At 60.0% G+C, this 23,264-nt stretch carries 22 protein-coding genes; 13 read left to right on the forward strand and 9 right to left on the reverse strand.

What is annotated here, in order from left to right; translation table 11 throughout:
* Positions 1–263 precede the first annotated feature (263 nt).
* The gene (locus CLV41_RS21480; RefSeq protein WP_103224521.1) at positions 264–1,076 is read right to left on the reverse strand and encodes a ferredoxin--NADP reductase; all 813 of its coding nucleotides are present in this window, start codon (positions 1,074–1,076) and stop codon (positions 264–266) included.
* 450 nt (positions 1,077–1,526) lie between these two features.
* Here CLV41_RS21480 and CLV41_RS21490 point away from each other — a divergent pair, with 450 nt between their 5' ends.
* Entirely contained in the window at positions 1,527–2,561 is a 1,035-nt protein-coding gene (locus tag CLV41_RS21490; RefSeq protein ID WP_103224523.1) for a GlxA family transcriptional regulator, read from the forward strand.
* A gap of 146 nt (positions 2,562–2,707) precedes the next feature.
* Here the strand turns inward: CLV41_RS21490 and CLV41_RS21495 are convergent, their stop codons facing one another.
* The gene (locus tag CLV41_RS21495; protein ID WP_103224524.1) at positions 2,708–3,478 is read right to left on the reverse strand and encodes a sulfite exporter TauE/SafE family protein; all 771 of its coding nucleotides are present in this window, start codon (positions 3,476–3,478) and stop codon (positions 2,708–2,710) included.
* A 202-nt stretch (positions 3,479–3,680) separates the two neighbouring features.
* On the opposite strand from CLV41_RS21495, the gene CLV41_RS21500 reads away from it, so the two are divergent.
* Both CLV41_RS21500 and CLV41_RS21505 read left to right on the forward strand, forming a co-directional pair.
* Entirely contained in the window at positions 3,681–4,889 is a 1,209-nt protein-coding gene (locus CLV41_RS21500) for a winged helix-turn-helix domain-containing protein (protein WP_103224525.1), read from the forward strand.
* A gap of 83 nt (positions 4,890–4,972) precedes the next feature.
* Entirely contained in the window at positions 4,973–5,176 is a 204-nt protein-coding gene (locus CLV41_RS21505; RefSeq protein WP_103224526.1) for a YgaP family membrane protein, read from the forward strand.
* Positions 5,177–5,288: 112 nt separating this feature from the next.
* On the opposite strand, the gene tdh is transcribed toward CLV41_RS21505, so the two are convergent.
* From tdh to CLV41_RS21520, 3 genes are all read right to left on the reverse strand, one after another.
* A complete protein-coding gene (gene tdh / locus CLV41_RS21510) occupies positions 5,289–6,329 on the reverse strand; it encodes an L-threonine 3-dehydrogenase (protein WP_103224527.1) in 1,041 nt (346 codons plus the stop codon).
* Complete coding sequence (locus tag CLV41_RS21515) at positions 6,326–7,513, reverse strand: glycine C-acetyltransferase (RefSeq protein ID WP_103224528.1); 1,188 nt, start codon at positions 7,511–7,513, stop codon at positions 6,326–6,328. The genes tdh and CLV41_RS21515 overlap by 4 nt, the downstream gene beginning before the upstream one ends.
* A gap of 104 nt (positions 7,514–7,617) precedes the next feature.
* The gene (locus CLV41_RS21520) at positions 7,618–8,178 is read right to left on the reverse strand and encodes a helix-turn-helix domain-containing protein (protein ID WP_103224529.1); all 561 of its coding nucleotides are present in this window, start codon (positions 8,176–8,178) and stop codon (positions 7,618–7,620) included.
* Positions 8,179–8,319: 141 nt separating this feature from the next.
* On the opposite strand from CLV41_RS21520, the gene CLV41_RS21525 reads away from it, so the two are divergent.
* Entirely contained in the window at positions 8,320–8,688 is a 369-nt protein-coding gene (locus CLV41_RS21525; RefSeq protein ID WP_103224530.1) for a hypothetical protein, read from the forward strand.
* 233 nt (positions 8,689–8,921) lie between these two features.
* The gene (locus tag CLV41_RS21530) at positions 8,922–10,592 is read left to right on the forward strand and encodes a formate--tetrahydrofolate ligase (RefSeq protein WP_103224531.1); all 1,671 of its coding nucleotides are present in this window, start codon (positions 8,922–8,924) and stop codon (positions 10,590–10,592) included.
* 63 nt (positions 10,593–10,655) lie between these two features.
* Here the strand turns inward: CLV41_RS21530 and CLV41_RS21535 are convergent, their stop codons facing one another.
* Positions 10,656–12,167 carry a hypothetical protein gene (locus CLV41_RS21535; protein WP_103224532.1) on the reverse strand — a complete coding sequence of 504 codons (1,512 nt, stop codon included), beginning with the start codon at positions 12,165–12,167 and terminating at the stop codon, positions 10,656–10,658.
* Positions 12,168–12,353: 186 nt separating this feature from the next.
* On the opposite strand from CLV41_RS21535, the gene CLV41_RS21540 reads away from it, so the two are divergent.
* From CLV41_RS21540 to CLV41_RS21565, 6 genes are all read left to right on the forward strand, one after another.
* A complete protein-coding gene (locus tag CLV41_RS21540) occupies positions 12,354–13,058 on the forward strand; it encodes a corrinoid protein (protein ID WP_103224533.1) in 705 nt (234 codons plus the stop codon).
* Between the two features lie 11 nt (positions 13,059–13,069).
* On the forward strand, positions 13,070–13,738 hold the full coding sequence (locus CLV41_RS21545; RefSeq protein WP_103224534.1) for a DUF1638 domain-containing protein: 669 nt from the start codon (positions 13,070–13,072) through the stop codon (positions 13,736–13,738).
* A 113-nt stretch (positions 13,739–13,851) separates the two neighbouring features.
* On the forward strand, positions 13,852–14,154 hold the full coding sequence (locus CLV41_RS21550) for a virulence factor (RefSeq protein WP_103224535.1): 303 nt from the start codon (positions 13,852–13,854) through the stop codon (positions 14,152–14,154).
* A complete protein-coding gene (locus CLV41_RS21555; RefSeq protein ID WP_103224536.1) occupies positions 14,147–15,040 on the forward strand; it encodes a methylenetetrahydrofolate reductase in 894 nt (297 codons plus the stop codon). The genes CLV41_RS21550 and CLV41_RS21555 overlap by 8 nt, the downstream gene beginning before the upstream one ends.
* Positions 15,041–15,997: a methyltetrahydrofolate cobalamin methyltransferase gene (locus CLV41_RS21560; RefSeq protein WP_103224537.1), complete on the forward strand. Its 957-nt coding sequence runs from the start codon at positions 15,041–15,043 to the stop codon at positions 15,995–15,997.
* Between the two features lie 263 nt (positions 15,998–16,260).
* Positions 16,261–18,297 carry an ASKHA domain-containing protein gene (locus tag CLV41_RS21565; protein WP_103224538.1) on the forward strand — a complete coding sequence of 679 codons (2,037 nt, stop codon included), beginning with the start codon at positions 16,261–16,263 and terminating at the stop codon, positions 18,295–18,297.
* On the opposite strand, the gene CLV41_RS21570 is transcribed toward CLV41_RS21565, so the two are convergent.
* From CLV41_RS21570 to CLV41_RS21580, 3 genes are all read right to left on the reverse strand, one after another.
* Positions 18,220–19,383, reverse strand: a complete 1,164-nt coding sequence (locus CLV41_RS21570; protein ID WP_103224539.1) for a thioesterase domain-containing protein — start codon at positions 19,381–19,383, stop codon at positions 18,220–18,222. The two genes, CLV41_RS21565 and CLV41_RS21570, sit on opposite strands and share 78 nt — an antisense overlap.
* A gap of 212 nt (positions 19,384–19,595) precedes the next feature.
* Positions 19,596–20,831 (reverse strand): APC family permease, encoded by a 1,236-nt coding sequence (locus CLV41_RS21575; RefSeq protein ID WP_103224540.1) that lies wholly within the window; start codon positions 20,829–20,831, stop codon positions 19,596–19,598.
* A gap of 101 nt (positions 20,832–20,932) precedes the next feature.
* Positions 20,933–21,760: a DUF1194 domain-containing protein gene (locus CLV41_RS21580; protein ID WP_103224541.1), complete on the reverse strand. Its 828-nt coding sequence runs from the start codon at positions 21,758–21,760 to the stop codon at positions 20,933–20,935.
* A gap of 163 nt (positions 21,761–21,923) precedes the next feature.
* Here CLV41_RS21580 and CLV41_RS21585 point away from each other — a divergent pair, with 163 nt between their 5' ends.
* Both CLV41_RS21585 and CLV41_RS21590 read left to right on the forward strand, forming a co-directional pair.
* Positions 21,924–22,745: an enoyl-CoA hydratase gene (locus CLV41_RS21585; protein ID WP_103224542.1), complete on the forward strand. Its 822-nt coding sequence runs from the start codon at positions 21,924–21,926 to the stop codon at positions 22,743–22,745.
* On the forward strand, positions 22,745–23,182 hold the full coding sequence (locus CLV41_RS21590) for a DUF3052 family protein (protein WP_103224543.1): 438 nt from the start codon (positions 22,745–22,747) through the stop codon (positions 23,180–23,182). Before CLV41_RS21585 ends, CLV41_RS21590 begins: the two co-directional genes overlap by 1 nt.
* Positions 23,183–23,264 lie beyond the last annotated feature (82 nt).

Here is a 23,264-nt window from a genome sequence, read left to right on the forward strand (position 1 = left end):
AGCAACCCAAACCAAAACACGCACCACAGAGTTGGGACCCATGTTTTTCAAAGCAGTTTGGCCGCAGAGTATTGCATGGCCCAAGCAGTTGATATTGATCCGGGCGCCCCGCAGCGCACCTTCCACAGATAAGCGAGCAATTTTGCACGCATTTTTCCCAAACCCGGCCGCGAACCGGTTTGCGGGGCGTTTTCGAAGAGCGGAAAAACGAAAAAGACCGGACTGATCCGGCCTTTAGGTGATTCTTCTGTCCAGGTTTCCAGCTAGCCGACAAACGCCCGTTCGACGACGAATTCTGCAGGCTTGTTGTTGGCGCCTTCGTTCAGACCGGCATCTTCCAGAAGCGCTTTCGTGTCACGGAGCATGTCCATGGAGCCGCAGATCATGCCGCGGTCGATGGCCGGATCCAATGGCGGCACACCGAGATCCTCAAACAGTTTCCCGGATTTGATCAGGTCGGTGATCCGTCCCTTGCGCGGAAAATCCTCGCGCGTCACGGACGTATAATGAACCAGCTTGTCCTTTGCGAACTCGCCGATCAGAGGATCGTTGATGGTTTCCCGGACGAGGTCCTCACCGTATTTCAGCTCGGCGACTTCCCGGCACGTATGGGTCAGGATGACCTGATCGAATTTTTCATAAGTGTCCGGGTCGCGGATCAGGCTGGCGAAGGGCGCGATGCCGGTTCCGGTGGAGAACATATAGACCCGCTTGCCGGGAACGAGCGCGTCATTGACGAGCGTGCCGGTCGACTTTTTCTTCATCAGAACCGCGTCGCCGGGCTGGATTTTCTGCAGATGCGATGTCAGCGGCCCGTCCGGAACCTTGATGGAGAAGAACTCCAGCTCTTCATCCCATGCCGGGCTCGCGATCGAGTATGCCCGGTAGAGCGGCTTGCCGTCGATCATTAGGCCGATCATCACAAATTCGCCGGACCGGAACCGGAAGCTCGCCGGACGGGTCATGCGGAAGCGGAACAGATGATCCGTGTAATGCTGGACTGTCTTCACTTCCTCAACAAACACACCGGCTGGTGCGGCGGCTTCCAGATCTGCGGGTTTGGCAAGTACATTCATTTCAATCGGCTTCCGTGGGTCATCGCATAAATTACGTCCTGCCTCATGTACCACCACTCGCGCCTTGACTTGAAGCAACCTGGATCCATGAAATCGTCTTTACGCAAAAAAAACATTCTAAATATGCACCTTTTTGCGGTGGCCGGGCAGCCCCGCGCACCCGTTGCAGACATTTCACGCTTTTCGACCCGAAAATCGCGCATAGCCGTTCACGCGCGACGGAGAAAGTTTTTCCGGTGCGGACATCCTTGAGCCGGTAAAAAAACGGCACTGCCTGATGAAAAAGTGCTCATCGGGGCGACCGCATGTGCAAACGAAAGCGTTTAATTGTGATAATTTCAAGAATATTCATTATTCGGTCGTTTTTTATTTGACAGATAAATACAAAATGCAAAACTTACTGGAAATAAAAGATAATAAGAAATAATACCTTCCAGCGAGGTCAAGTAAATGTCCGGACGCGCCCACGAAGAAGCAGGCCAGAGAATAGCATTCGTGTTGTTCGACCGGTTTTCCATGAACGCATTCGCCAGCGTGATTGAGCCGCTCCGAATAGCAAACAGGCTGTTGGGCAGAGACTATTATGAATGGACAACTTATTCCCTCGACGGGAATTCAGTCCTGGCAAGTAACTCCTGCGAAGTATCCGTAAATAAATCTATTCGTGACCTCCATGACGCCGATGTTACGCTTCTTTGTACTGGTATTGACGTCGAGCGACTTCCGCTGGACCCCGATCTTGGCAGCAAGCTGCGCCGTCTCAACGCGATGGGCCGGACTTTTGGCGCGATCTGCACAGGGGCCTATCTGCTTGCCCGCTACAATCTTCTGGACGGCCGGCGCTGCACCATTCACTGGGAGAACCTGCGTTCGCTCAGGGAGGAATTTCCGAATGTGGAAGTTACTTCCGACATTTTCGCGATCGACCGCAACTGCATCACCTGCGCCGGCGGCATGGCGTCGCTGGACATGATGCTGCGGCTGATCGCCATTCAGCACGGCGCCTATCTCGCCCATGAAGTGGCCGAGGTCGCGCTTTACCAGAACATGCGGTCGGGTGAATCCGCGCAGAGGCACGACATCGAGGCGCGCACCGGCATCTCCAACGCCAAGATCCTCGATGCCATCCGCATCATGGACCTGCATATCGAGGATCCGTTGAGCTGCCAGCAGCTTGCCATGACCGTCAATCTGTCTCCGCGCCAGCTGGAACGCCTGTTCCGCCGTCACTTCAACTGCACGCCGGGCCAGTATTACCTGCGCCTGCGGCTGGAGACGGCACGCGACCTGCTGCGCCGGACCAGCCGTCCGGTTCTGGATGTCGCCCTTGCCTGCGGCTTCGCCTCGACCTCGCATTTCACCAAATGCTACCGCGAGCGCTTCCTGTGCACGCCGACCGAGGAACGCCAGTCCTATCAATGGGCCAACACCAAACCGACCTCCGGTGTGGGCACGGCAACACCGATGCGTCTCGTCGCCAAGTAGGTAGCGCTCGCCGCTTTCCTGATTGGAAAGTACCGTAAAAGGCAACCGCCGCCCCGGCCCTGAGCCGGGGTCCCGTTGCCGATTGCGAATCCCGGCGCAAAGCCGGGGCAGCGCGATGAGTGGTGCTTGTCGCGCCGTAAACTATCCTAATGCATCAGCCGCCAGAGCCCCAGGGGAATGAGGTACAGGCCGAGCAGCAGGATCGAGGCGAGGATCAGCCTGCGGAATGCGGTCTCGGAAATCCGCCGGCGGATTTTCTGACCCGCCAGGACGCCGGCGAGCGACGGCAGCACCAGTGCCAGGGACGCCAGAGCTTCGTGTGCCCCCATCATTCCAAAGCCGCCCAGCGACGCCCCGAGAGCGATGGTCGACAGCAGGAACAACAGTCCCATGGCCTGAATGAACTCGTCCCGTTTCAAGCCGAGCGACTGAAGATACATGACGCCGGGCACCGTATAGGAACCCGTCAGCCCGGAGAGGATACCGTTGATCAGCCCCAACGCAACTCCGACCGGGACTTCCAGCCTTGCGGGAATAGTCAGAACAACGCCGACAAGCATGGGAACCGCATAGGCGACCATCAGCACACCGAGCAGCAGGTCCGCCGCTCCATCGGGTATCTGCGTCAGAATAAAGGTGCCGGCGGACAGCATCGCGACGGCAGCCGCCAGAAACGGCCACAAGCGGCGCAGCAGCGGTTTCAGATATCCGCCTGACATTGCTTGCCAGACATTGACGAGAAACGCCGGCCAGAGGATCAGCACCATGGCCTTCTCGACGCCGACGAACACCGTCATCAGGCCCAGACCGATCGTCGGCAGGCCAAAACCGACCAGTCCCTTGACGAAGCCCGCCCAGACGAAGACCAGCACCGCCACAAAAACAAGCTCAGGTGATACCGCCGTCAGCCCCGTCACAACCCGGTTATCCTTCTCATCCGTGCCCTCTCATTGCTTTCCGCCTGGTATTTTCCAAATCACCGGGTCCAAAACTCCGATGTGCTGAATCAGTCCTGAATAGAACCAACCCGCGGATTGATAAAGTCCTGGCCGCAAAAGATGTTCTGGACGAAAGCCCGGTGGCGTTTCACCCTCGGAATGAAGGTGCTAACGTCCCGCCATGACGTCCCTCAAGCTTCCGAGGCTGCCGAACGCTTCCGCCCGGCGCCTGTTCCTCGACAAACACGGCCTTGGCAGCGCTCCGAAAGGAAGCGGCAAGGGTGACGATCTGTCGGCTGTGATCGACGGGCTCGGTTTCGTGCAGGTGGACAGCATCAACACGGTCGCCCGGGCCCATCACATGATCCTTTCGGCCCGCAGGCCCGCCTACAAGGAAGAGAACCTGAAACGGCTGCTGGAGCGGGACCGGCACCTGTTCGAGCACTGGACCCACGACGCAGCCGTGATCCCGGCGGCTTTCTTTCCCCATTGGCGCCTGCGGTTTTCGCGCGACAAGGAAAATCTCATCGAGCGCTGGCGGCTTTGGCGGCGCAACGGATTTGAGGAAAAATTCGATGAGGTTCTCAAACAGATCAGCGCGCACGGACCGGTTACCTCGGCAACGGTCGGCGAAAACGAAAAGCGCAGCAGCGGCGGCTGGTGGGACTGGCACCCGTCAAAGACCGCGCTGGAATTCCTCTGGCGTACGGGAGAATTGTCCGTCTGCGGGCGGGACGGGTTCAAGAAGGTCTATGACCTGACCGAACGTGTCATTCCGGCGGACCATCTTGCCACGCGTATCGACGCCGAGGAGACGATCGACTGGGCGGCCCGTTCCGCGCTCGACCGGCTCGGGTTCGCCACCTCGGGGGAAATCGCCGCCTTCTGGGACCTGATCACACCGCAGGAAGCAAAACTCTGGTGCCAGAGCGCTCTTGAGACGGGCTCCATCGTAGAGATCGAGATTGAGTGCATCGACGGACCGCCGCGCAAGGCCTTCGCCTATCGCGAAACGCTGGATACGCTGGACACCCTGCCGGAACCTCCCGCGCGCATCCGCATCCTGTCGCCCTTCGACCCGGCGCTGCGCGACCGCAAACGCGCGGAGCGACTCTTCGGGTTTTCCTACCGCATCGAAATCTTCGTTCCCGAACCCAAACGCAAATACGGCTACTATGTCTTTCCGGTCTTGGAACGCGACAGGATGGTCGGCCGGATCGACATGAAGGTCTTCAGGGCCGAAGGGCGGCTGAACATCCGTGCGTTCTGGCCGGAAGACGGCATCCGCATGACCAAGGGCCGCCTGGCGCGGCTGGAAGCCGAACTGGCCAGGACCGCCCGGTTTTCCGGCTGCACGGACATCAGCTTCGAGACCGGCTGGCTGCGCTGAAATGGCGCGCAGTTCCACTGGCATTTCTCCGTAAAAGGGAATAGTTTCAGAATATCGAAATTATTCGTCAAACGGAGGCTGTCATGACAGTGGAACGTGGAATTATGTTGGTCGTCGGCGTGCTGGTTCTCGCCTCGGTGCTGCTGGCCGTCTACGTCAACATCAACTGGCTTTGGCTGACCGGCATCCTGGGCGCACATCTGATACAGGCGTCCTTCACCGGGCTCTGCCCTGTGGTGATGATCCTGAAGAAGCTGGGTCTACCGCAGAAGGCAGGGTTTTCCTGAAGGGATATTTCTCTTCCGCCACCTTTGGGACTGGCAAGGCTCGCGTCTGGCCGGCCAGCGTGGTGTTGTGAGAAACGATCGTTTCGGACCGGGGCTCCTTCCCGCCCACTCTTCACCTCCAGTTGAGAACCACCTTGCCGGCCTCGCCGGATTTCATCGCGGCAAAGCCCTTCTCAAAATCGTCGACGGCAAAGCGGTGGGTGATGACCTTGCGCACATCAAGGCCGTTCTGGAGCATGGCGATCATCTTGTACCAGGTCTCGAAGATCTCGCGGCCATAGACGCCCTTGATGGTGATCGCCTTGAAAACGATCTTCGACCAGTCCACCGGTGATTTGCCCGGCGGAATGCCGAGCAACGCGATCCGTCCACCCATGACGAGATTGTCGACCATCTGATCCAGAGCCGCCTGGCTTCCGGACATTTCCAGCCCGACATCGAAGCCCTCGCGCATGCCGAGTTTCTTTTCCACGCCCTTGAGATCGTCTTCTCCGACATTGACCGGAACGACGTCCGCGACCCTGGCCGCCAGATCGAGCCGCGCCTGGTTGATGTCGGTGATGACGACATTGCGGGCGCCGGCATGACGGGCAACCGCCGCGGCCATGATGCCGATCGGCCCCGCACCGGTGATCAGCACGTCCTCTCCGATGAGGTCGAAGCTGAGCGCCGTATGCACAGCGTTACCGAGGGGATCGAGAATGGCGCCGATCTCATCGTCGATTTCGTCCGGCAGAGGCACGACATTGAACGCCGGCAGACGCAGATATTCAGCGAAGGCACCCTGTTCGTTGACGCCGATACCGCGGGTTTCCGGATCGAGATGAAACTTTCCAGCCCGCGATTGGCGTGAGTGCTTGCCGATCAGATGCCCCTCGCCGGAGCAGCGCTGGCCGATCTCGAAGTCGGTTACATTTCTGCCCAGTTCGACGATCTCACCGGCAAATTCATGACCGGTGATCAGCGGCACGGGGACGGTTCGTGCCGCCCACTCGTCCCAGTTCCAGATATGGATGTCGGTGCCGCAGATGCCGGTCTTGTTGATCCTGATCAGAACGTCGTCCGGGCCGATTTCCGGCACCGGCGCCCGTGTCATCCATAGGCCTTCCTTCGGCTCGGATTTGCAAAGAGCCTTCATCTGGTTGCTGTTCATGACAGGGTACCCGTCGCCTTGCCGGCTTTTTCGAAAGCTTCGAGCGCGCGGTCCAGATCGTTCCGGGTCAGCGCAGCGTTCATCTGCGTACGGATGCGTGCCTGTCCTCGCGGCACCACCGGGAAGAAGAAACCGGAGACATAGACGCCTTCCTCGAAGAGTTGCGAGGCCATCGCCTGCGCCAGATGCGCTTCGCCCAGCATGACCGGAATGATCGGGTGTTCGCCCGGCAACAGCGTGAAGCCAAGCTGCTCTAGGCCGGCGCGCCAGTAGCGGGCGTTGTCGAAGAGGGCCCGGCGCAGTTCGTCGCCCTCCTCCACCAGCCGGATCGCCTCAAGGCCGCTCATGACGACCGCAGGCGGCAGAGAATTGGAAAAGAGGTAAGGCCGCGCCCGCTGGCGGAGAAGGTCGATGACCGGCTGGGGTCCGGCGATGTAGCCGCCGATACCACCGCCCAGCGCCTTGCCGAGCGTCCCGGTGAGGATATCGACATCGACGCCAAAATGGGCGGCCGTGCCCTCACCCTTCGGACCCATGAATCCGGTCGCATGGCAGTCGTCGACCATCACCACGGCGTCATAGCGTTTGGCGAGCGCGGTGACGCCAGGGAGATTGGCCAGATAGCCGTCCATAGAAAAGACGCCGTCGGTGGCGATCATGATGTGGCGGCATCCGGCCTCGCGCGCTTCCTTAAGTTTATCCTCAAGATCCGCCATATCGGAATTGGCGTAGCGAAAACGCTTGGCCTTGCACAGGCGGATGCCGTCGATGATGGAGGCATGATTGAGCGCGTCCGAAATGATCGCGTCCTCGGGACCGAGCAACGGTTCGAACAGCCCGCCATTGGCGTCGAAACAGGCGGCGAAGAGGATGGAGTCCTCCTTGCCGAGGAATTTTGCCAGACGCTGCTCGAGTTCACGGTGAATGTCCTGGGTTCCGCAGATGAAGCGCACGGACGCCATGCCGTACCCCTTGGGGCCGAGCGCCTCGCGCGCCGCCTCTTCCAGGGCCGGATGATCGGCAAGGCCGAGATAGTTATTGGCGCAAAGGTTGATGACCTCCCTGCCCCCGACCGTGATACGCCCGCCTTGCGGCGAGGTGATCAGCCGCTCGCGCTTGTAAAGTCCTTCGGCTTCGATCTCTTTCAGGGTCTCGGTGATATGGGTCAGGAAAGCGTCGGACACGGGGCTTCTCCGGCAAAATGGATCTTTCATCCACTATGCCGGATTTTCATTCGGAATAAAAGATTCCCTTTCCAGTATGACGGAAATTTATTTCCGGGGCGGTTCTAGAATTTCACCACAAGCAATATGGCCCGCGCAGGTCCGTTGACCGCCTCGATGCAATGGGGAACGTCGGCGGCATAGCGGGCCGTATCGCCCTTGCTGATGATCCCCCTGGCGACGCCGGAGGTCACCTGCAACTGCCCGTCCTCGGCGATCAGCTGCTCGCGGGTTCCCCGTTCATGCGGCCTGCTGTCGAGCACACCGCCCTCGGTGAATATCAGCTCGTAGACCTCGCAGCGGCCGGCGTCCTGCGGCGGCGAGAGAATGCGGATCTTGCAGCCGTCTCCGGCTCGGTCCAGCGCCGGCGTTTGATGCTCATGCAGGATCTCGACCCGGTCCTCCGCGGTTTCCTCGCCGAGCAGACCGGCAAAGTCGACATTCAGCGCCCGGGTCAGATTGAGCAGCGTCGCGACGGTGGGATTGGATTCGCCGCGTTCGATCTGGCTCACCATGGAGCGGGAGACGCCCGAAAGCTTTTCAACCGCCTCAAGCGACAACCCCTGCGCCCGGCGGGCCTTCTTCAGCCGCTCGGGCAAGCGTGAGAGAATATCCTTATCTGCCATGACGGAAGTAAAATCCGTTTGGGCAGATAGTGCAATTCCTCTTTTTCGATAGTCGGCTTTTTAAAAACCATGATAATTTCCGCGGCCGCCGCGTGGACGGATTTTTGACATCGCGGCGGATCTTTTCAGGAGGGAAATATTATGCAGTTCATACCACGCTTGTTTTTTGCGTCCGCCGTCATATTCGTGCTGATCGGCATGATGTGGGGCATTCACATGTCGATGACCACCGATCATGTCCTGGCGCCCGCGCACGGGCATCTCAATCTGATCGGTTTCGTGGCAATGGCGGTTTTCGGCACCTATTATGCACTTGTTCCCCAGGCTGCGGCAGGACGCCTTGCCATCGTTCATTTCGCGCTGGCGGTCCTGACTGTCGTGGTGCTGGTGCCAGGCATCGTGCTCGCCATCAACGGGGACGGCGAAGCGCTGGCCAAGATCGGCTCAGTGCTCGCGGTCCTGACCATGCTGCTGTTTCTCATAACCGTGCTGCGCCACAAGGCGGTTTGATCTTTCAGACGACAAGCCACGCCGATAGTGCGGGTTCACGACGGCGTGGCCCTTTCAATCCAAACAACGATCACAGTCTCACCTTATGAAGCCGCGATGCCGTCGCTTCCGGAGCCCATCCTGTCGCATATGAAACAATTGCTGCACCGCCCTCACCCATAGCGTTTACGCAAAGGGGGTAAAGCGGTCACAATCCCCCGACGAGAATCAGGAAACGCTTGGAGCAAGAGCCAATGGCCAGCGACATCGACATTGCCCGTGCCGCCAGCATGAAACCCATCACGGAGATCGGCGCGCGGCTGGATATCCCGGAGGAGGCGCTCCTGCCCTACGGCCGGACGAAAGCGAAGATTTCCGCCGACTTCCTTAAAAATCTCAATGGCCGCAGGGACGGCAAGCTGATCCTGGTCACCGCCATCAACCCGACACCGGCGGGTGAAGGCAAAACAACGACCACGGTCGGGCTCGGGGACGGTCTCAACCGGATCGGCAGGAACGCGATGATCTGCCTGCGGGAGCCCTCGCTCGGGCCGTGCTTCGGCATGAAGGGCGGCGCGGCCGGCGGCGGTTATGCCCAGGTCGTGCCGATGGAAGACATCAACCTGCATTTCACCGGTGACTTCCACGCCATAACCTCGGCGCACAACCTGCTCGCGGCGCTGATCGAAAATCATATCTACTGGGGCAATGAACTTAGCATCGACCAGCGCCGGGTCACCTGGCGGCGCGTCGTCGACATGAACGACAGGGCGCTCAGGTCCGTCGTCTGCTCGCTCGGCGGTGTCGCCAACGGCTTTCCGCGCGAGTCCGGGTTCGACATCACCGTTGCTTCGGAGATCATGGCGATCCTGTGCCTGGCGACCGATCTCGAAGACCTGCAGCAACGGCTCGGCAATATCATCGTCGCCTACTGCCGCGACCGCTCGGCTGTTACCGCCCGGGACCTGGAAGCGGACGGCGCGATGACCGTTCTTTTGAAGGAAGCGCTGCAGCCGAACCTGGTCCAGACCCTGGAAAACAATCCGGCCTTCATCCATGGCGGCCCCTTCGCCAATATCGCCCACGGCTGCAACTCGGTGACCGCCACCGCCACCGCCCTCAAGCTGGCCGACTTCGTCGTCACCGAAGCCGGGTTCGGCGCGGATCTCGGCGCGGAAAAATTCTTCGATATCAAATGCCGCAAGGCCGGACTGCACCCGGACGCCGCCGTGATCGTCGCAACCGTCAGGGCGCTGAAAATGAACGGCGGCGTCGGCAAGGACAGTCTCGGCAGCGAAAACGTCAAAGCCGTGACGAAAGGCTGCGCCAACCTTGGCCGGCACATCGAGAACGTCAAGCAGTTCGGCGTTCCGGCTGTAGTCGCCATCAACCACTTCACCGCCGATACCGAGGCCGAAATCCAGGCGGTGAAGGACTATTGCGCCGAACTCGGCGTCGAGGCGATCCTTGCAACGCACTGGGCCGACGGTTCCGCGGGCACCGAAGCCCTGGCGACCCGCGTTGCAGAACTCGCGGAAAGCGGTATCGCCCAGTTCGCCCCGCTTTACGACGACACGATGCCGCTTTTCGAGAAGATCGAGACCATCGCCAGGCGGATCTACCGGGCGAATGAGGTGCTGGCCGACAAGTCCGTGCGCGATCAGCTCAGGCGCTGGGAGGCCGACGGGTTCGGCCATCTGCCGGTGTGCATGGCCAAGACCCAGTATTCCTTTTCGACAGATCCGCAATTGCGCGGCGCCCCGATCGGCCACAGCGTGCCGGTGCGCGAAGTGCGCCTTGCCGCCGGCGCCGGTTTCATCGTCGCCGTCTGCGGCGACATCATGACCATGCCCGGTCTGCCGCGCGTGCCTGCGGCCAACCACATCGGGTTGGATGACAAGGGGCAGATCGAGGGGCTGTTTTGAGGTCAGCATAGAATTGCGCGGGCTGGTTAGCCCGCCCATTTTTCTACCCACGAGAAACGGCTGTCAGCACTTATGTCTCAGGGCACGAAACTGTTTTGTGAAACCCAAAGCTGAGAAACTTGCCAAAACGTCTGTTCCAAACTCGGTTTTGTAATGAATTTCGAAGCCGTTTGCCTTCGCGACCGCTGAGATAAAATCACTGTACGCGCTCCCTTCGTCCGACAGTTTTGAACCATCTTTGGCAACAAAAACCGGATCGGTGCTGGTTCCAGCCAAATGAAAGACCCGGCCTGCAACTTGGATTTCAGCTAACGTATCCATATCCCAGTTAACCAGATCCAGGCTCCAGTTCACCTGATTATTGGGCCAGTCAGCATTGTGGAAAAAATGGATTGAAGGCATCTTTTTATTTCCGAGAAAACCGTCGAGATCAACAGCCGATGTCGCTATTTCACACTTGTTGAACTCTTGTATTTTCCAGCGTTTCCAATCCTTGACCGATGAGATCAAACGAGGCTGTAGCATTGCCAGCCGGGAGTGCACCTCGCCAAAGCTTGCATTCAGTCCGAGTTCCTTCGCCCGTTCCAGCAATTCCTCCGAAATATATCCAGTTGCAGGCAGTTCCAGAAGCCCTTGCAGCATGGTGATTTCTAGCTTGAAGTTCCAATTTTCACCGAACTCGGCTGTGGTCGCCCGGGCCATCTTGCTCCAGGCTTCGAGACGCTTCTCGTCAACAGGGCCTTTTTCAGGAGCTGAAAGGTGCATCATGTAAGGAGCTAGGTTCGCATCTACAGTAGGAGCGATAGCGAATTCCTGAGCAGCCACCTGTGACAAGAAATCTGTAACGGCTTCTTCGCTGTATTTCTCGAAAAGAGCTTCCTGAATTTCGTATGGAGTGGGTGTTGCTTTGCGTCTGAGGAGGATCTTAACCTGTGCTTCGGTCAGAAAACCGCTCGCTGGAGCACCACGTTCTTTTTGAAAATACGCAACAGCTTGGATGAGGTCCATCCTGTTCATAAAGTCGATTACCGGCTTAGGATCGTTGACGTATCCACGCTGGTAAAGTGCTCGATAGAGGTTCGTTTTGGTATCCTTGGGCAGGGCTAGGTTTTTCCATTGCTGCTTTTCCTTCGAGCCACTGTTTTCTGAAAAGAGTTTTTTCCTTACTTCCTGTTTCAAATCCGGGTTGCGCTGCCAAGGCGTCAACTGACCCGGAGCCGCCAGCAGCTCCTCAGTTTGGGAGCGGCTCAGGTAGCCGGTTCTGCAGGCCGCGATAGACGCCTGATACCTTTCGACGGCATTTCGCAATCTGGAGCTTGTAAATTCGGTTGAAACGACGCTGTCATAAACGAAACGGCGATTATAGAGCGCCCTATACAATGCGGCTTTTTCTGCCCTCGAGTACCCGGCTTGTTGCCATGCCTGAAACGCATCGTTTTTTTCAAGTTCGATCTCAATGCAGCTTTCGGCACCATGCGCTTGGCTCGTACCAGGAAGGGCGTGCGGAACAACAAATGATGCCAGGGCTAACGCTACGAACGTCAACCAGCGTCCGGTTCCAACGGCGTAGTGCATAAAGTTCCCTTACCCAGAAATTCGACCAATGCAAGGTCTACTTGCATACTGGATCGCCTACAGCAACCCCAGAGCGCCCTGTCGCGTAAACGACTGGCCGTGTCGCATTGGAGATATCGGCTAAACCGGCTTGCGGCATAAGGTTTTGCGGTAGATTGCTGGCCCTCGCGCCCCTTGGAGCTGCCCATGTCTGACGAAGACGATATCGACCTCGCCTCCCTGTCCGACGACGAACTCGTCGAACAGATGCACGATGACCTTTATGACGGTCTGAAGGAGGAAATCGTGGAAGGGGTCAATATCCTGCTGGAGCGCGGCTGGACCCCCTATGACGTTCTGACCAAGGCTCTCGTGGAAGGCATGCGCATTGTCGGGATCGACTTCCGGGACGGCATCCTGTTCGTGCCCGAAGTTCTCCTGTCGGCCAATGCCATGAAGGCGGGCATGGGCATCCTGCGCCCGCTGCTGGTCGAGACCGGCGCGCCGAAGGTCGGCAAGATGGTGATCGGCACCGTCAAGGGCGACATCCACGACATAGGCAAGAACCTGGTGTCCATGATGATGGAAGGCGCCGGCTTCGAAGTCATCGATATCGGCATCAACAATCCGGTCGAAAACTATCTCGCGGCCATCGAGGAACATCAGCCCGACATCGTCGGCATGTCCGCTCTTTTGACCACGACGATGCCCTATATGAAGGTCGTCATCGACGAGATGAAGGCCAAGGGCATTCGGGACGATTATATCGTGCTCGTCGGCGGTGCGCCGCTGAACCAGGAATTCGGCGACGCTGTCGGCGCGGACGGCTATTGCCGGGACGCGGCGGTCGCTGTGGAGATGGCGAAGGACCTGATCGCACGCCGTCACAACCAGCTTGCCAACAAAGGTTAGGTCACGGACCCATGTTCCAGGAGGCTGCCGATATGCGTGCGGGTGAGCCTCTCTTTCCGCTCGAGAGCGATGACAGCGCGGACGACAGGATCGGCCGTGTTCTGGTCATCGCCTGCGGCGCCTTGGCCCGGGAAATTGTCGCCATCCGCGACATCAACCGGCTCGACCATGTCGATCTCACCTGTCTGCCCGCCAAGCTGCACAATTCGCCGGAGAAAATCCCCGACGAGGTGCGCCGCGTCATCCTGGCGAACCGGGACATCTATTCGGACATACTGGTCGCCTATGGCGATTGCGGCACTGGCGGTCTTCTGGACAGGGTGCTTGAGGAAACCGGCGCGCGCCGGATCGAAGGCGCGCATTGTTATGCCTTCTTCTCCGGTCCGGACGCCTTCGACCGGATGGAGGAGGACCAACTCGGAACCTTCTACCTGACGGATTTCCTCGCCCGGCATTTTCAGACCATGGTGATCGAACCGCTCGGCCTCGACTGGCACCCGGATCTCAGGGACATGTATTTCGCCCATTATACGCGGGTATTGTATCTCGCACAGACCGATGATGCCGCGCTGGAAGACGCCGCCCGCCGGGCCGCGGAGCGGCTCTCGCTGCCGTTTGAAATGCGCCGCACAGGATATGGGTTGCTGGCACCGTTTCTCGGTCCTCGAACCAGAACATGAAACATCCCGCAAAGTCCTTGGGACAAGTCGGTTTTTCACGTGTTTCTGACGCTATCGAGCGGACCGCAAACCAGGATTTCCTGCATTCATGGTCCCAAGAGGAATAAAAGACCATGGCGCAGAAGATCATCGTCTACTGGCGGGATATCCCGGCACAGATCCTGGTGAAGAAGGGTCGCAAATCCGCCCGCCGGGAAATGCCGGCCGTGTTCATGGAAGCGATCGATGCCTGCGCCATGCGCATCGGTGCGAAGGACAGCGACGCCTATATGGCCGAGTGGCGCCGCGCCGACCCGGTCGACGTCTCGGACGATCTTGAAGCGGAAGCGGAAGCAGCCCTGAGCGAACTCGCCTCCGCCTATCCGAAAGAGCGATTGAAAACCCTGCTTGCAAGCGGAGGCACGGAAAATGAGTGATCAGCGCCCGTCGGCGACCGGGCGGCTCGCCGCCTCCACCGAAATGTCGCCCAGACAGGTGGTCGAAAAGACCGAACTGCTTGCCCATATCCCCGCAGGCACGCAGGTTTACGTGACCGATCTGGGCAACGCACCGGAGGAGATGATCGTCGCCGCCGCCCGCATGCTGACCGAAAACAATCTCATCGCAGTGCCGCATATGGCCGCGCGGCGCTATCCGAGTTTCGAGGCGTTCGAGACGCGGATCAAACGCCTCACCCAGGAAGCCGGTGTTACCGAAGTGCTGGCGATCGCCGGAGAAGCGGAAACGCCCGGCCCCCTCACCTCATCCCTCGACCTGCTGGAATCGGATCTTTTCGGCAGGCTCGGGATCCGGAAGATCGCTGTTGCGGGTCACCCTGAAGGCGCACCGGATATCAGTCCCGAGGTGATCAGGTCCTTCCTCAGCCGCAAACATGAGATCGCCGCGAACAGCGACGCGGAATTCCGGATTGTCACCCAGTTCGGCTTCGATCCGCATCGCGTCAGCCTGTGGCTGGACGAGCTTCGTGCCTGGGGCAACAGGTTCCCGGTGCATGTCGGCGTCGCCGGGCCGGCCAAGATGACGACACTGCTCAAATACGCGGCCTTCGCGGGGGTTGAAAACTCGCTGAACTTTCTGAAAAAGCGCGGCGGCGCCGTGGTTTCCCTGCTGTCGGGCTACGATCCGGAAACGATGGTCGGTCCGCTGGAGAAACGCCTCACGAGCCAGCCGGAATGTCAGCTCGCGCAGATCCATGTCTATCCGTTCGGCGGCATCGAAAAGACCGCCAACTGGCTGCATGACCGCAAAAGCTGGTCTTTTCGCACACCTTCTTCATCCCTGACCGTCACCGAGAGCGCCTGAATGACCCGCACCCTTGTCGCCTCCGCCACCAAGGAAATCATCATCGGCTTCGATCAGCCGTTCTGCGTCATCGGCGAGCGGATCAATCCGACCGGCCGCAAGAAACTGGCCGCCGAAATGATCGAGGGAAATTTCGACACCGTCAGGGCCGACGCGCTGGCCCAGGTCGCCGCTGGCGCGACCATGCTCGACATCAACGCCGGGGTGACGGCGGTCAATCCGAATGAGACCGAACCGCCGCTTCTGGTCAGAACCCTTGAGATTGTTCAAGAGCTTACCAACGTTCCCTTATCCATCGATTCATCCGTAACCGCCGCGATCAAGGCCGGTCTTGAAGTCGCCAAGGGCCGTCCGCTCGTCAATTCGGTCACGGGCGAGGTGGAAAAGCTGGAAGCGATCCTGCCACTCATCAAGAAATACAACGTGCCGGTTGTCGCGATCTCCAATGACGAGACCGGCATTTCAGAAGACCCGGACGTGCGCTTTGCCGTCGCCAAGAGAATTGTCGAACACGCCGCTGATTACGGCATCCCCGCGCATGACATTGTCGTCGATCCGCTGGTGATGCCGATCGGCGCCATGGGAACGGCCGGCAGGCAGGTGTTCCATCTGCTGCGCCGCCTGCGCGAGGAACTTAAGGTCAATACGACCTGCGGCCTGTCCAACATCTCCTTCGGCCTGCCGCACCGCCACGGCATCAATGCCGGTTTCATACCGATGGTGATCGGCGCCGGCATGACCTCGGCCATCATGAACCCCTGCCGCCCGCAGGAAATGGAAGCGGTGCGCGCCGCGAACGTGCTGAACGGCACCGATCCGAATTGCCAGACCTGGATCCGGACTTACCGGGATCACCAGCCGGCATCCCCCGGGGCGGCCGCCGCGCCACAGGAAAATCCCGCTGGTTCCGGCGGCCGCCGCAGGGGCGGACGCGCCGGGCGCCGTGCGGCGGAGTAATTGCCGGAAATGGAGTTTGCACGGTGAGCTGTCGCGGTGAAGGATGGGACCCCCACCCCAATCCCCTCCCCACAAGGGGGAGGGGTTTTGCGCGTTGAGAGGCGGTGCTTCCATCAAGCGATCAAAGCCGCTGAAAAGATGATGCGGTAGCGGCAAATATAGAGCGTATTCCCCTCCCCCTTGTGGGGAGGGGTCAGGGGTGGGGGTAATCCCCGCAAAGACGAACAACACAACTTTGAATCAGCGAAACCCACGCAGACCCGATGACCGAAACCGCCAAACTCGCCAAAGTCGTCTTCCAGCCCAGCGGCCGCCGGGGAACGTTCGCGCTTGGAACGCCGCTGCTCGACGCGGCGCGCTCGCTCGGGGTCTATGTGGAATCGGTATGCGGCGGGCGCGGGATATGCGGGCGCTGCCAGATTTCCGTTTCCGAAGGCACGTTTGCCAAGGAGAACCTGACCAGTTCGGCGGAACACCTGGAGGGCGCGAGCGAAGCGGAGAACCGCTATGCCAGTCTGCGCAACATGGCCGCCGACCGGCGCCTGTCCTGTCAGGCGAAGATCCTGGGCGATCTGGTGGTGGATGTGCCTACCGATGCGCAGACCAACCGGCAGGTCGTGCGCAAGCGGGCGGAAGCCAGACATATTGAACCGGACAGTGCGATCTCGCTGGTCGGCATCGGGATTGACGAACCGGACATGGAAACCCCGCGCGGCGATATCGACCGGCTGCGCGAAGCACTCGCAACAAAAACCGGCCTTGCCGATCTCACTTTCGACCCCATCCTTCTGCCGCAGGTCCAGTCGATCCTGCGCAAGGGGAAATGGCGGGTCACCGCCGCGATCCATCAGCACCTGAACGCTCCGCCGGTTCTGGTCGCGCTCTGGCCGGGTGAGAAAGAAGCCGTCTACGGCATTGCCGTCGATATCGGCTCCACCACCATCGCCGCTCACTTGTGCAATCTCCAGAACGGGCGGACCGTCGCCTCGGCCGGGACCTCGAACCCGCAGATCCGCTTTGGCGAGGATCTGATGTCGCGCGTCTCCTATGTGCAGATGAACCCCGCCAAACTGCCGGATCTCACCAGGTCGGTGCGCGATGCCATCAACGCCCTGGTCGGCAAACTGGTTGACGATGTCGGCGCGGAGCGCGCCGATGTGCTTGACGCCACCTTTGTCGGCAACCCGGTGATGCATCACCTGTTTCTCGGCATCGACCCGGTGGAACTGGGCGGCGCGCCCTTCGCGCTGGCGGCCTCCGACGCCATGGTGCTCAATGCGCGCGACCTCGCCCTGGATCTCAACCCCGGTGCCCGGGTCTATATGCTGCCCTGCATCGCCGGGCATGTGGGCGCCGACGCGGCGGCGGCGACGCTTGCCGAAAGCCCCTATAGCCGCGACGACATCACCCTGCTCGTCGATGTCGGCACCAACGCGGAAATCATCCTGGGCAACCGGGACCGCCTGCTCGCCGCCTCCTCCCCCACCGGGCCCGCCTTTGAGGGCGCGGAGATATCCTCAGGCCAGCGGGCTGCCCCCGGCGCCATAGAACGCCTCCGTATCGACAAGGAAACGCTTGAACCGCGCTTCAAGGTAATCGGCGTCGATGAATGGTCGGATGAGGAGGGTTTCACCGAGAAGATCGACAGTGTCGGCGTCACCGGCATCTGCGGGTCCGGGATCATCGAAGCGGTGGCCGAGATGTTTCTGGCCGGTCTCATCACCGAAGACGGCGTGATCGACGGCGCCATGGCGGAGCGGACACCGCGCGTTCAGGCGCGCGGCCGGACGTTCTCCTATGTGATCGCGGAGGACGGCGTGGAGATTTCCATCCTGCAAACCGACATCCGCGCGATCCAGCTTGCCAAGGGCGCGCTATATGCCGGTGTGAAGCTGCTTCAGGACAAGCTCGGTACCTACCGGCTCGACCGCATTCGCCTTGCCGGAGCCTTCGGAAGCTATATCGATCCGAAATACGCAATGATTTTGGGCCTGATCCCGGACTGCCCTCTGGACGGCGTCGCCGGCGTCGGCAACGCGGCGGGAACCGGCGCGCGCATGGCGCTGTTGAACCGCGGCCACCGCCGCGAGGTCGAACAGACCGTACGGGATATCGAAAAGATCGAAACCGCGCTGGAGCCGAAGTTCCAGGAGCATTTCGTCAACGCCATGGCGCTGCCGAACAAGGTGGATCCTTTCCCTAACCTCAGAACCGCTGTTGATTTACCGCCGCGCGACGCGCTTCCCGAAGTGGGCAACTCCGGCGGCGAAAGGCGCAGACGCCGCCGCAGGAGCGGTTAGAGCGGTCCTGTTTGCGCGCTCCAGCCGCCGGCTGATGTCCTGGCCGAGGGCAACCCCGTTCTTCCCGACGATGACGCTCAGATGATTGCCGCGCACGTCCACCCATTCTGCATTCGGCAGAAAAGGCTGCCAGATGAGGCGCTGGTCGCACTCGGTCGGGTCTCCCCCCTTCGCCCGGTAATAGACCAGCCTCCCGTCATAAACGGTCGGGCGGTAGAGGCCCTTCATCCGGAGCAATTGTGTTCCGACCCTCTGATAGTCCGGTGTGTACCCCCCTACCCATTCGGGTGCGAGTTCCGGGTAGATATCCGATTTTGGACTGCAAAAGCGGAAGATGAGCGGCCTCAGGCGGTGGAGGAGCATGCGCCGAGGCTGAATTTCCGTTTTTTGAGAGACGGAAACCGGGCTTGTACGGGACGCTCGTAAACCGGCCTTCACTTTTCGCAGGCGCCGGCGGAGCCGATGGAGGACGTAGCCGATCCAGACCGGCAGGGGCCAGACATGCTCGCTTTGCGGCGTATCGATCAGTCCAAGCAAGCGGATTTCCCTGCCGGAGGCGCGCAGTTTTCTGGCCAGTTCCAGCGCGAAAATTCCACCGAGCGAATAGCCAAGCACGCAGACCGGGCCGTCAATTCCCTGCCTTTCGAGCTCCGCGAGACAGGCATCGATTTCATCGGAGACAGTCGCGGGACGAACGTTCGGAAAATCGAAATCCGTCAGGTTCATACCGTAAATGGCGCCCTCGTGGGTGATCCCCTGCAGAAGGCTTTTGATTTCCAGAAAACAGCTCACGCCGCCCGCGAAGATGATCATAGGCGGTTGCGTGCCGCCATCGCTGAGTTTCAGCAGCTTCGGAACATCGTTGTGGACGCCCCGGCAAACCGCTTCGGCAAGTTCCCCGACAGATTTGTAGAGATAGACGCTGTTCACGTTCAGCTCTATTCCGAGCCTGCCATGAACGCCCTGGATGAAAGCGAGCAACTTGTTGATGTTCAAATGCTCGTGCAGGTTCTCGTCGCGGTCAATCTCGCGATGGAGTATTCTCGACGCCTCCTCCAACATGGATTGTTCTATGTCGAGCGACATTCAAAACCCCGAAAACACAAGATCTGGCAAAACCCCGAAAACACAAGATCTGGCAAAACCCCGAAAACACAAGACCTGGCAACACTTTCCCGTCATACCTGCATCCGTTAAAGTGCGGAACCACAATCTGCGAATGAAGTTTACAAATTCTCTATCTATGTAAAAGCAGGATCCGGAAACGCCCCCGGATTTTTTTATCCGGACCTTTTTGGTCAGTGTCCGCCGAAGAGCCCCGTACCGATCTGGAAAAACGCGATCGCAAGACAAAGGCATGCACCGGCCAGCCCCCACCAACGGTATCTATGCAGACTTCCCGTTTTCGCGAGGCCGCCGAGCCTGAAGAGCGCCAGATTGACCAGTGCGAAAACGCCGAGGGTGACGAGACTCGTTGCTTCCGCAAGCCGCACCAGCGGAAACAGGAACGTGAGCATGAGAATAGCGGCGGCGACTATCAGCGTGGCCCGTACCGGGGTCTGCCTGCGACTGTCGACCTTCGCCAGCCACATCGGGGCGAGGCCCTCGTTCGCCATGCCGTACAGGACACGGCTGGCCATGACGATCTGGACGAGGATACCGTTTATCATTGCGATCGTCGCGGCGGCGGCAACGGGTTTTCCGGAAAGGCCGGAGACGGATTCATACAAGCGCGCCAACGGTGCCGTTGACGATACGATCGCCTGACGGTCCTCAGCCAATGAGGCGATGACCGCGAGCAGAACATAGACGAAGACGGTAATTCCCAGGGTAAGGAAAATCGCGCGCGGCACGGTCCACTCGGGCCGCAGGGTCTCCTCGCACATGTTTTCTATGTCTTCAAATCCGATGAACGCGAAAAACGCCAGGACACCGCCGGACGCGATGCCGGCCAACGGCACAACGCCGAGCGTCGGCGTGAATGACCCGGCCACCGCGCCGAGATCGCCGAACAGCGGCAGGCCATAGAAGATCACAACGAGCAGCGTGCCCAGTTCCAGCACTGTTATGGCCGCGGCGAAATAGATGCTTTCCCGCACGCCGTACCAGGCAATGGCGGACAGGACCGCGATGACGGCAATGACGAGAAGGGGCTGCGGAAGCGGGACAAGCTCCTGGATATAACCCGCGAACGCCAGTGCGATCACACCGCTTGAAATGATCCCGGTGGCGACGACACCATAGCCGGTAAGACGCGCGAACACCCGCCCCAGCCCCCTGTTCACAAAGACTGCCTCCCCGCCCGCCTTCGGAAATTTCTGGATCAGAACCGCGTAGGAGATGCCGGTAATCCCGGCGATTGTGCCGGCCAGCAGGAACGACAACGGCGCCTGGTCTCCGGCGAGCGCCAGAACCTCGCCGATCAGCGCGAAAATACCCGCGCCGATCGTGACGCCGACACCGTAGAAAACCAGCCAGGGCAAGGTGAGCGTGCGCTTGAGATGGCCGGCGGTGCCGCGTTTTTCCTTGAGCATGGTCCGCACACTGGCCGATATGGCGGAACCGTCCTATCCGGGAATATACGTAGAGGCCTGCCGCTGACAATGCCGGTTGCCGCTCCAGCGAAAACAGAGGCCTACTGGTCCCAGAAATATTGCTCGCGCATCTGCCGCCAGATCCTCTCGCCTACCAGGCAGTCATAAGGTTCGCCGAAGGTGATTTGCGCGGGAATGATCTTTGGCACCTCTGGCGGCATCAGGCCGCCGATCTCCAGGATCAGCTTGCGCCGGACGGCCTCGGGAAACTGGGCCCAGTCATTGACCGGGATCACGAAGCTTGCCGGACCGCCGATCACGCAGCGCCGGTAATATTCGTCCAGGTCCGGAATGTTGAACTGGAAACCGACGCCGCCTTTGGTCATCAGGGGCAGACCGTTGATGACAAGACCGCTCTCGACCGCTGCGTCGCGCGCCAGGGTCACCGGGGTCCCCTGATTATTGGGGCCGTCGCCGGATATGTCGATCACGCGCCTGTCGGCGGAATAGGTCGCTTCCCTCAGGAGCGAGGCGGCGTGCCGAATCGCGCCCGATATGGAGGTTCGGCGCTGTCCGTATGTGCTGTCGGCGAGGATCTTTTCGGCAAACCCGAGTGCATCGGCCTGATTTTCGATGACCGACCATTCGACAATCTCGCGGGCATGACCATCGTTGGCCCATTCGAACATCATCATCGCGATCCGGCCATAGGCGCCGAGCTCGATGGCGCGAACGACGTCCGGACTGGAGACCGCCACCGCATAGCCCTTGCGCTGGATGAGAAGTTCTTCCGGAGACATGGAGCGCGAGACGTCGACCGCGAGCACGAGCGCAACATCCACCTGTTCCCCGGCCTTTGCGGAAGACAGGGCAAGAAAGACGCCCAGAAGTGCGCAGAATGGAAAGCGGAGGGTAACGAACCTGCACATGGCGAAAAAGGATAGCCTATCGCCGGGGAACCGCCAGCGGCTTGATGATCTTCGCCGATAAACGATCTGTGATCGGCAGAGGGGAAGTTGCGCCTTGTCTATCGCGGTGCGGTGCTCATCGGCTATAATATCCGCAACAACAAGGATCAGCAGGGAGCGCTCCATGTCCGAAACCGCCGCAAATGACGACGTCCAGAAACCCATGCTCGCGACTCTTCTGCATGAAGGTGTCTACCGGATCGTTATGCAGCGCCCGGACCGGATGAACGCCCTTTCCACGGAGATGATGACGGCGCTCTCCGGCGAACTTGCCAAGGCCGCGGAAGATCCGCAAGTGCGTGTCATTCTGATTGGCGCGGAGGGCAAGGTGTTCTGCGCCGGTCATGACCTGAAGGAGCTGACCGCCGCGCGGGCCGAAGCGGATGGCGGCAGGGCCACCTATGAAAGGATCATGCGGCAATGTTCCGATCTGATGCAGCAGATCGTCCGCCTGCCCAAACCGGTGATCGCGGTGGTCACGGGTGTCGCCACAGCGGCGGGCTGCCAGCTTGTCGCGTCCTGCGATCTGGCGATCGCCACGGATACGGCGACTTTTTGCACACCCGGCGTCAATATCGGCCTGTTCTGCTCGACGCCCATGGTGGCCCTTTCCCGCAATGTTGCGCCGAAACAGGCGATGGAAATGCTGCTGACCGGTGAAAGCATCGATGCCTCGACCGCCAAGGATTTCGGCCTCATCAACCGGATCGTGGCGGCGGACTATCTCGAACAGGTCGTTCAGAAATACGCTTCAATGATCGCGTCCAAATCGGCCAAAACACTCCGGATCGGCAAGGAAGCCTTCTACCGTCAACTCGAAATGCCGCTTTCGCAGGCCTATGATTTCGCCGCCCAGACCATGGTGGACAACATGATGGCAAAAGACGCCGAAGAAGGTATCTCGGCCTTCCTCCAAAAACGCAAGCCGGATTGGACCGACAGCTGATGCCTCAGGCGGGCTATTCCGGTCGGCCCCTTTCGGCCAAGCTGGGCCTGAAACCCGCAATGACCTGCTGGCGGCACGAGATGCCGGCACAGATCGCGGACCTGCTGGACCGTGAAGTACCTGGCCAGACGCTCCTAGCCGCACCGGATCCAGGACTGGGCTGCGCGCATGTCTTTGTCACGAGGCGGAACGATCTGGTTCACTGGCTCGGCCAGCTCCGCGCGGTTCTTCACCCGGATGGCATGATCTGGGTCTCCTGGCCCAAGAAGTCGAGCAAGGTGCCGACCGATGTCACCGAGGACGTGATCCGCGAGATCTGCCTGCCGATGGGACTTGTGGATGTGAAAGTTTGCGCGGTCGATGCCGTGTGGTCAGGCCTTAAGCTGATGATCCGCAAGGAGTTCAGAAAGGAACAGGCGCGAGCGCTTGCCGGATGAGGCCGTTCTTTTTGTCAAACCGATCCCATCTCTCCGACCCGCGAAGCGCCTTTCCAGCGGCATTCCGCTTGTGACCTTTTGC

The sequence above is a fragment of the Roseibium marinum genome (genome assembly GCF_002906165.1).
GTDB lineage: Bacteria > Pseudomonadota > Alphaproteobacteria > Rhizobiales > Stappiaceae > Roseibium > Roseibium marinum.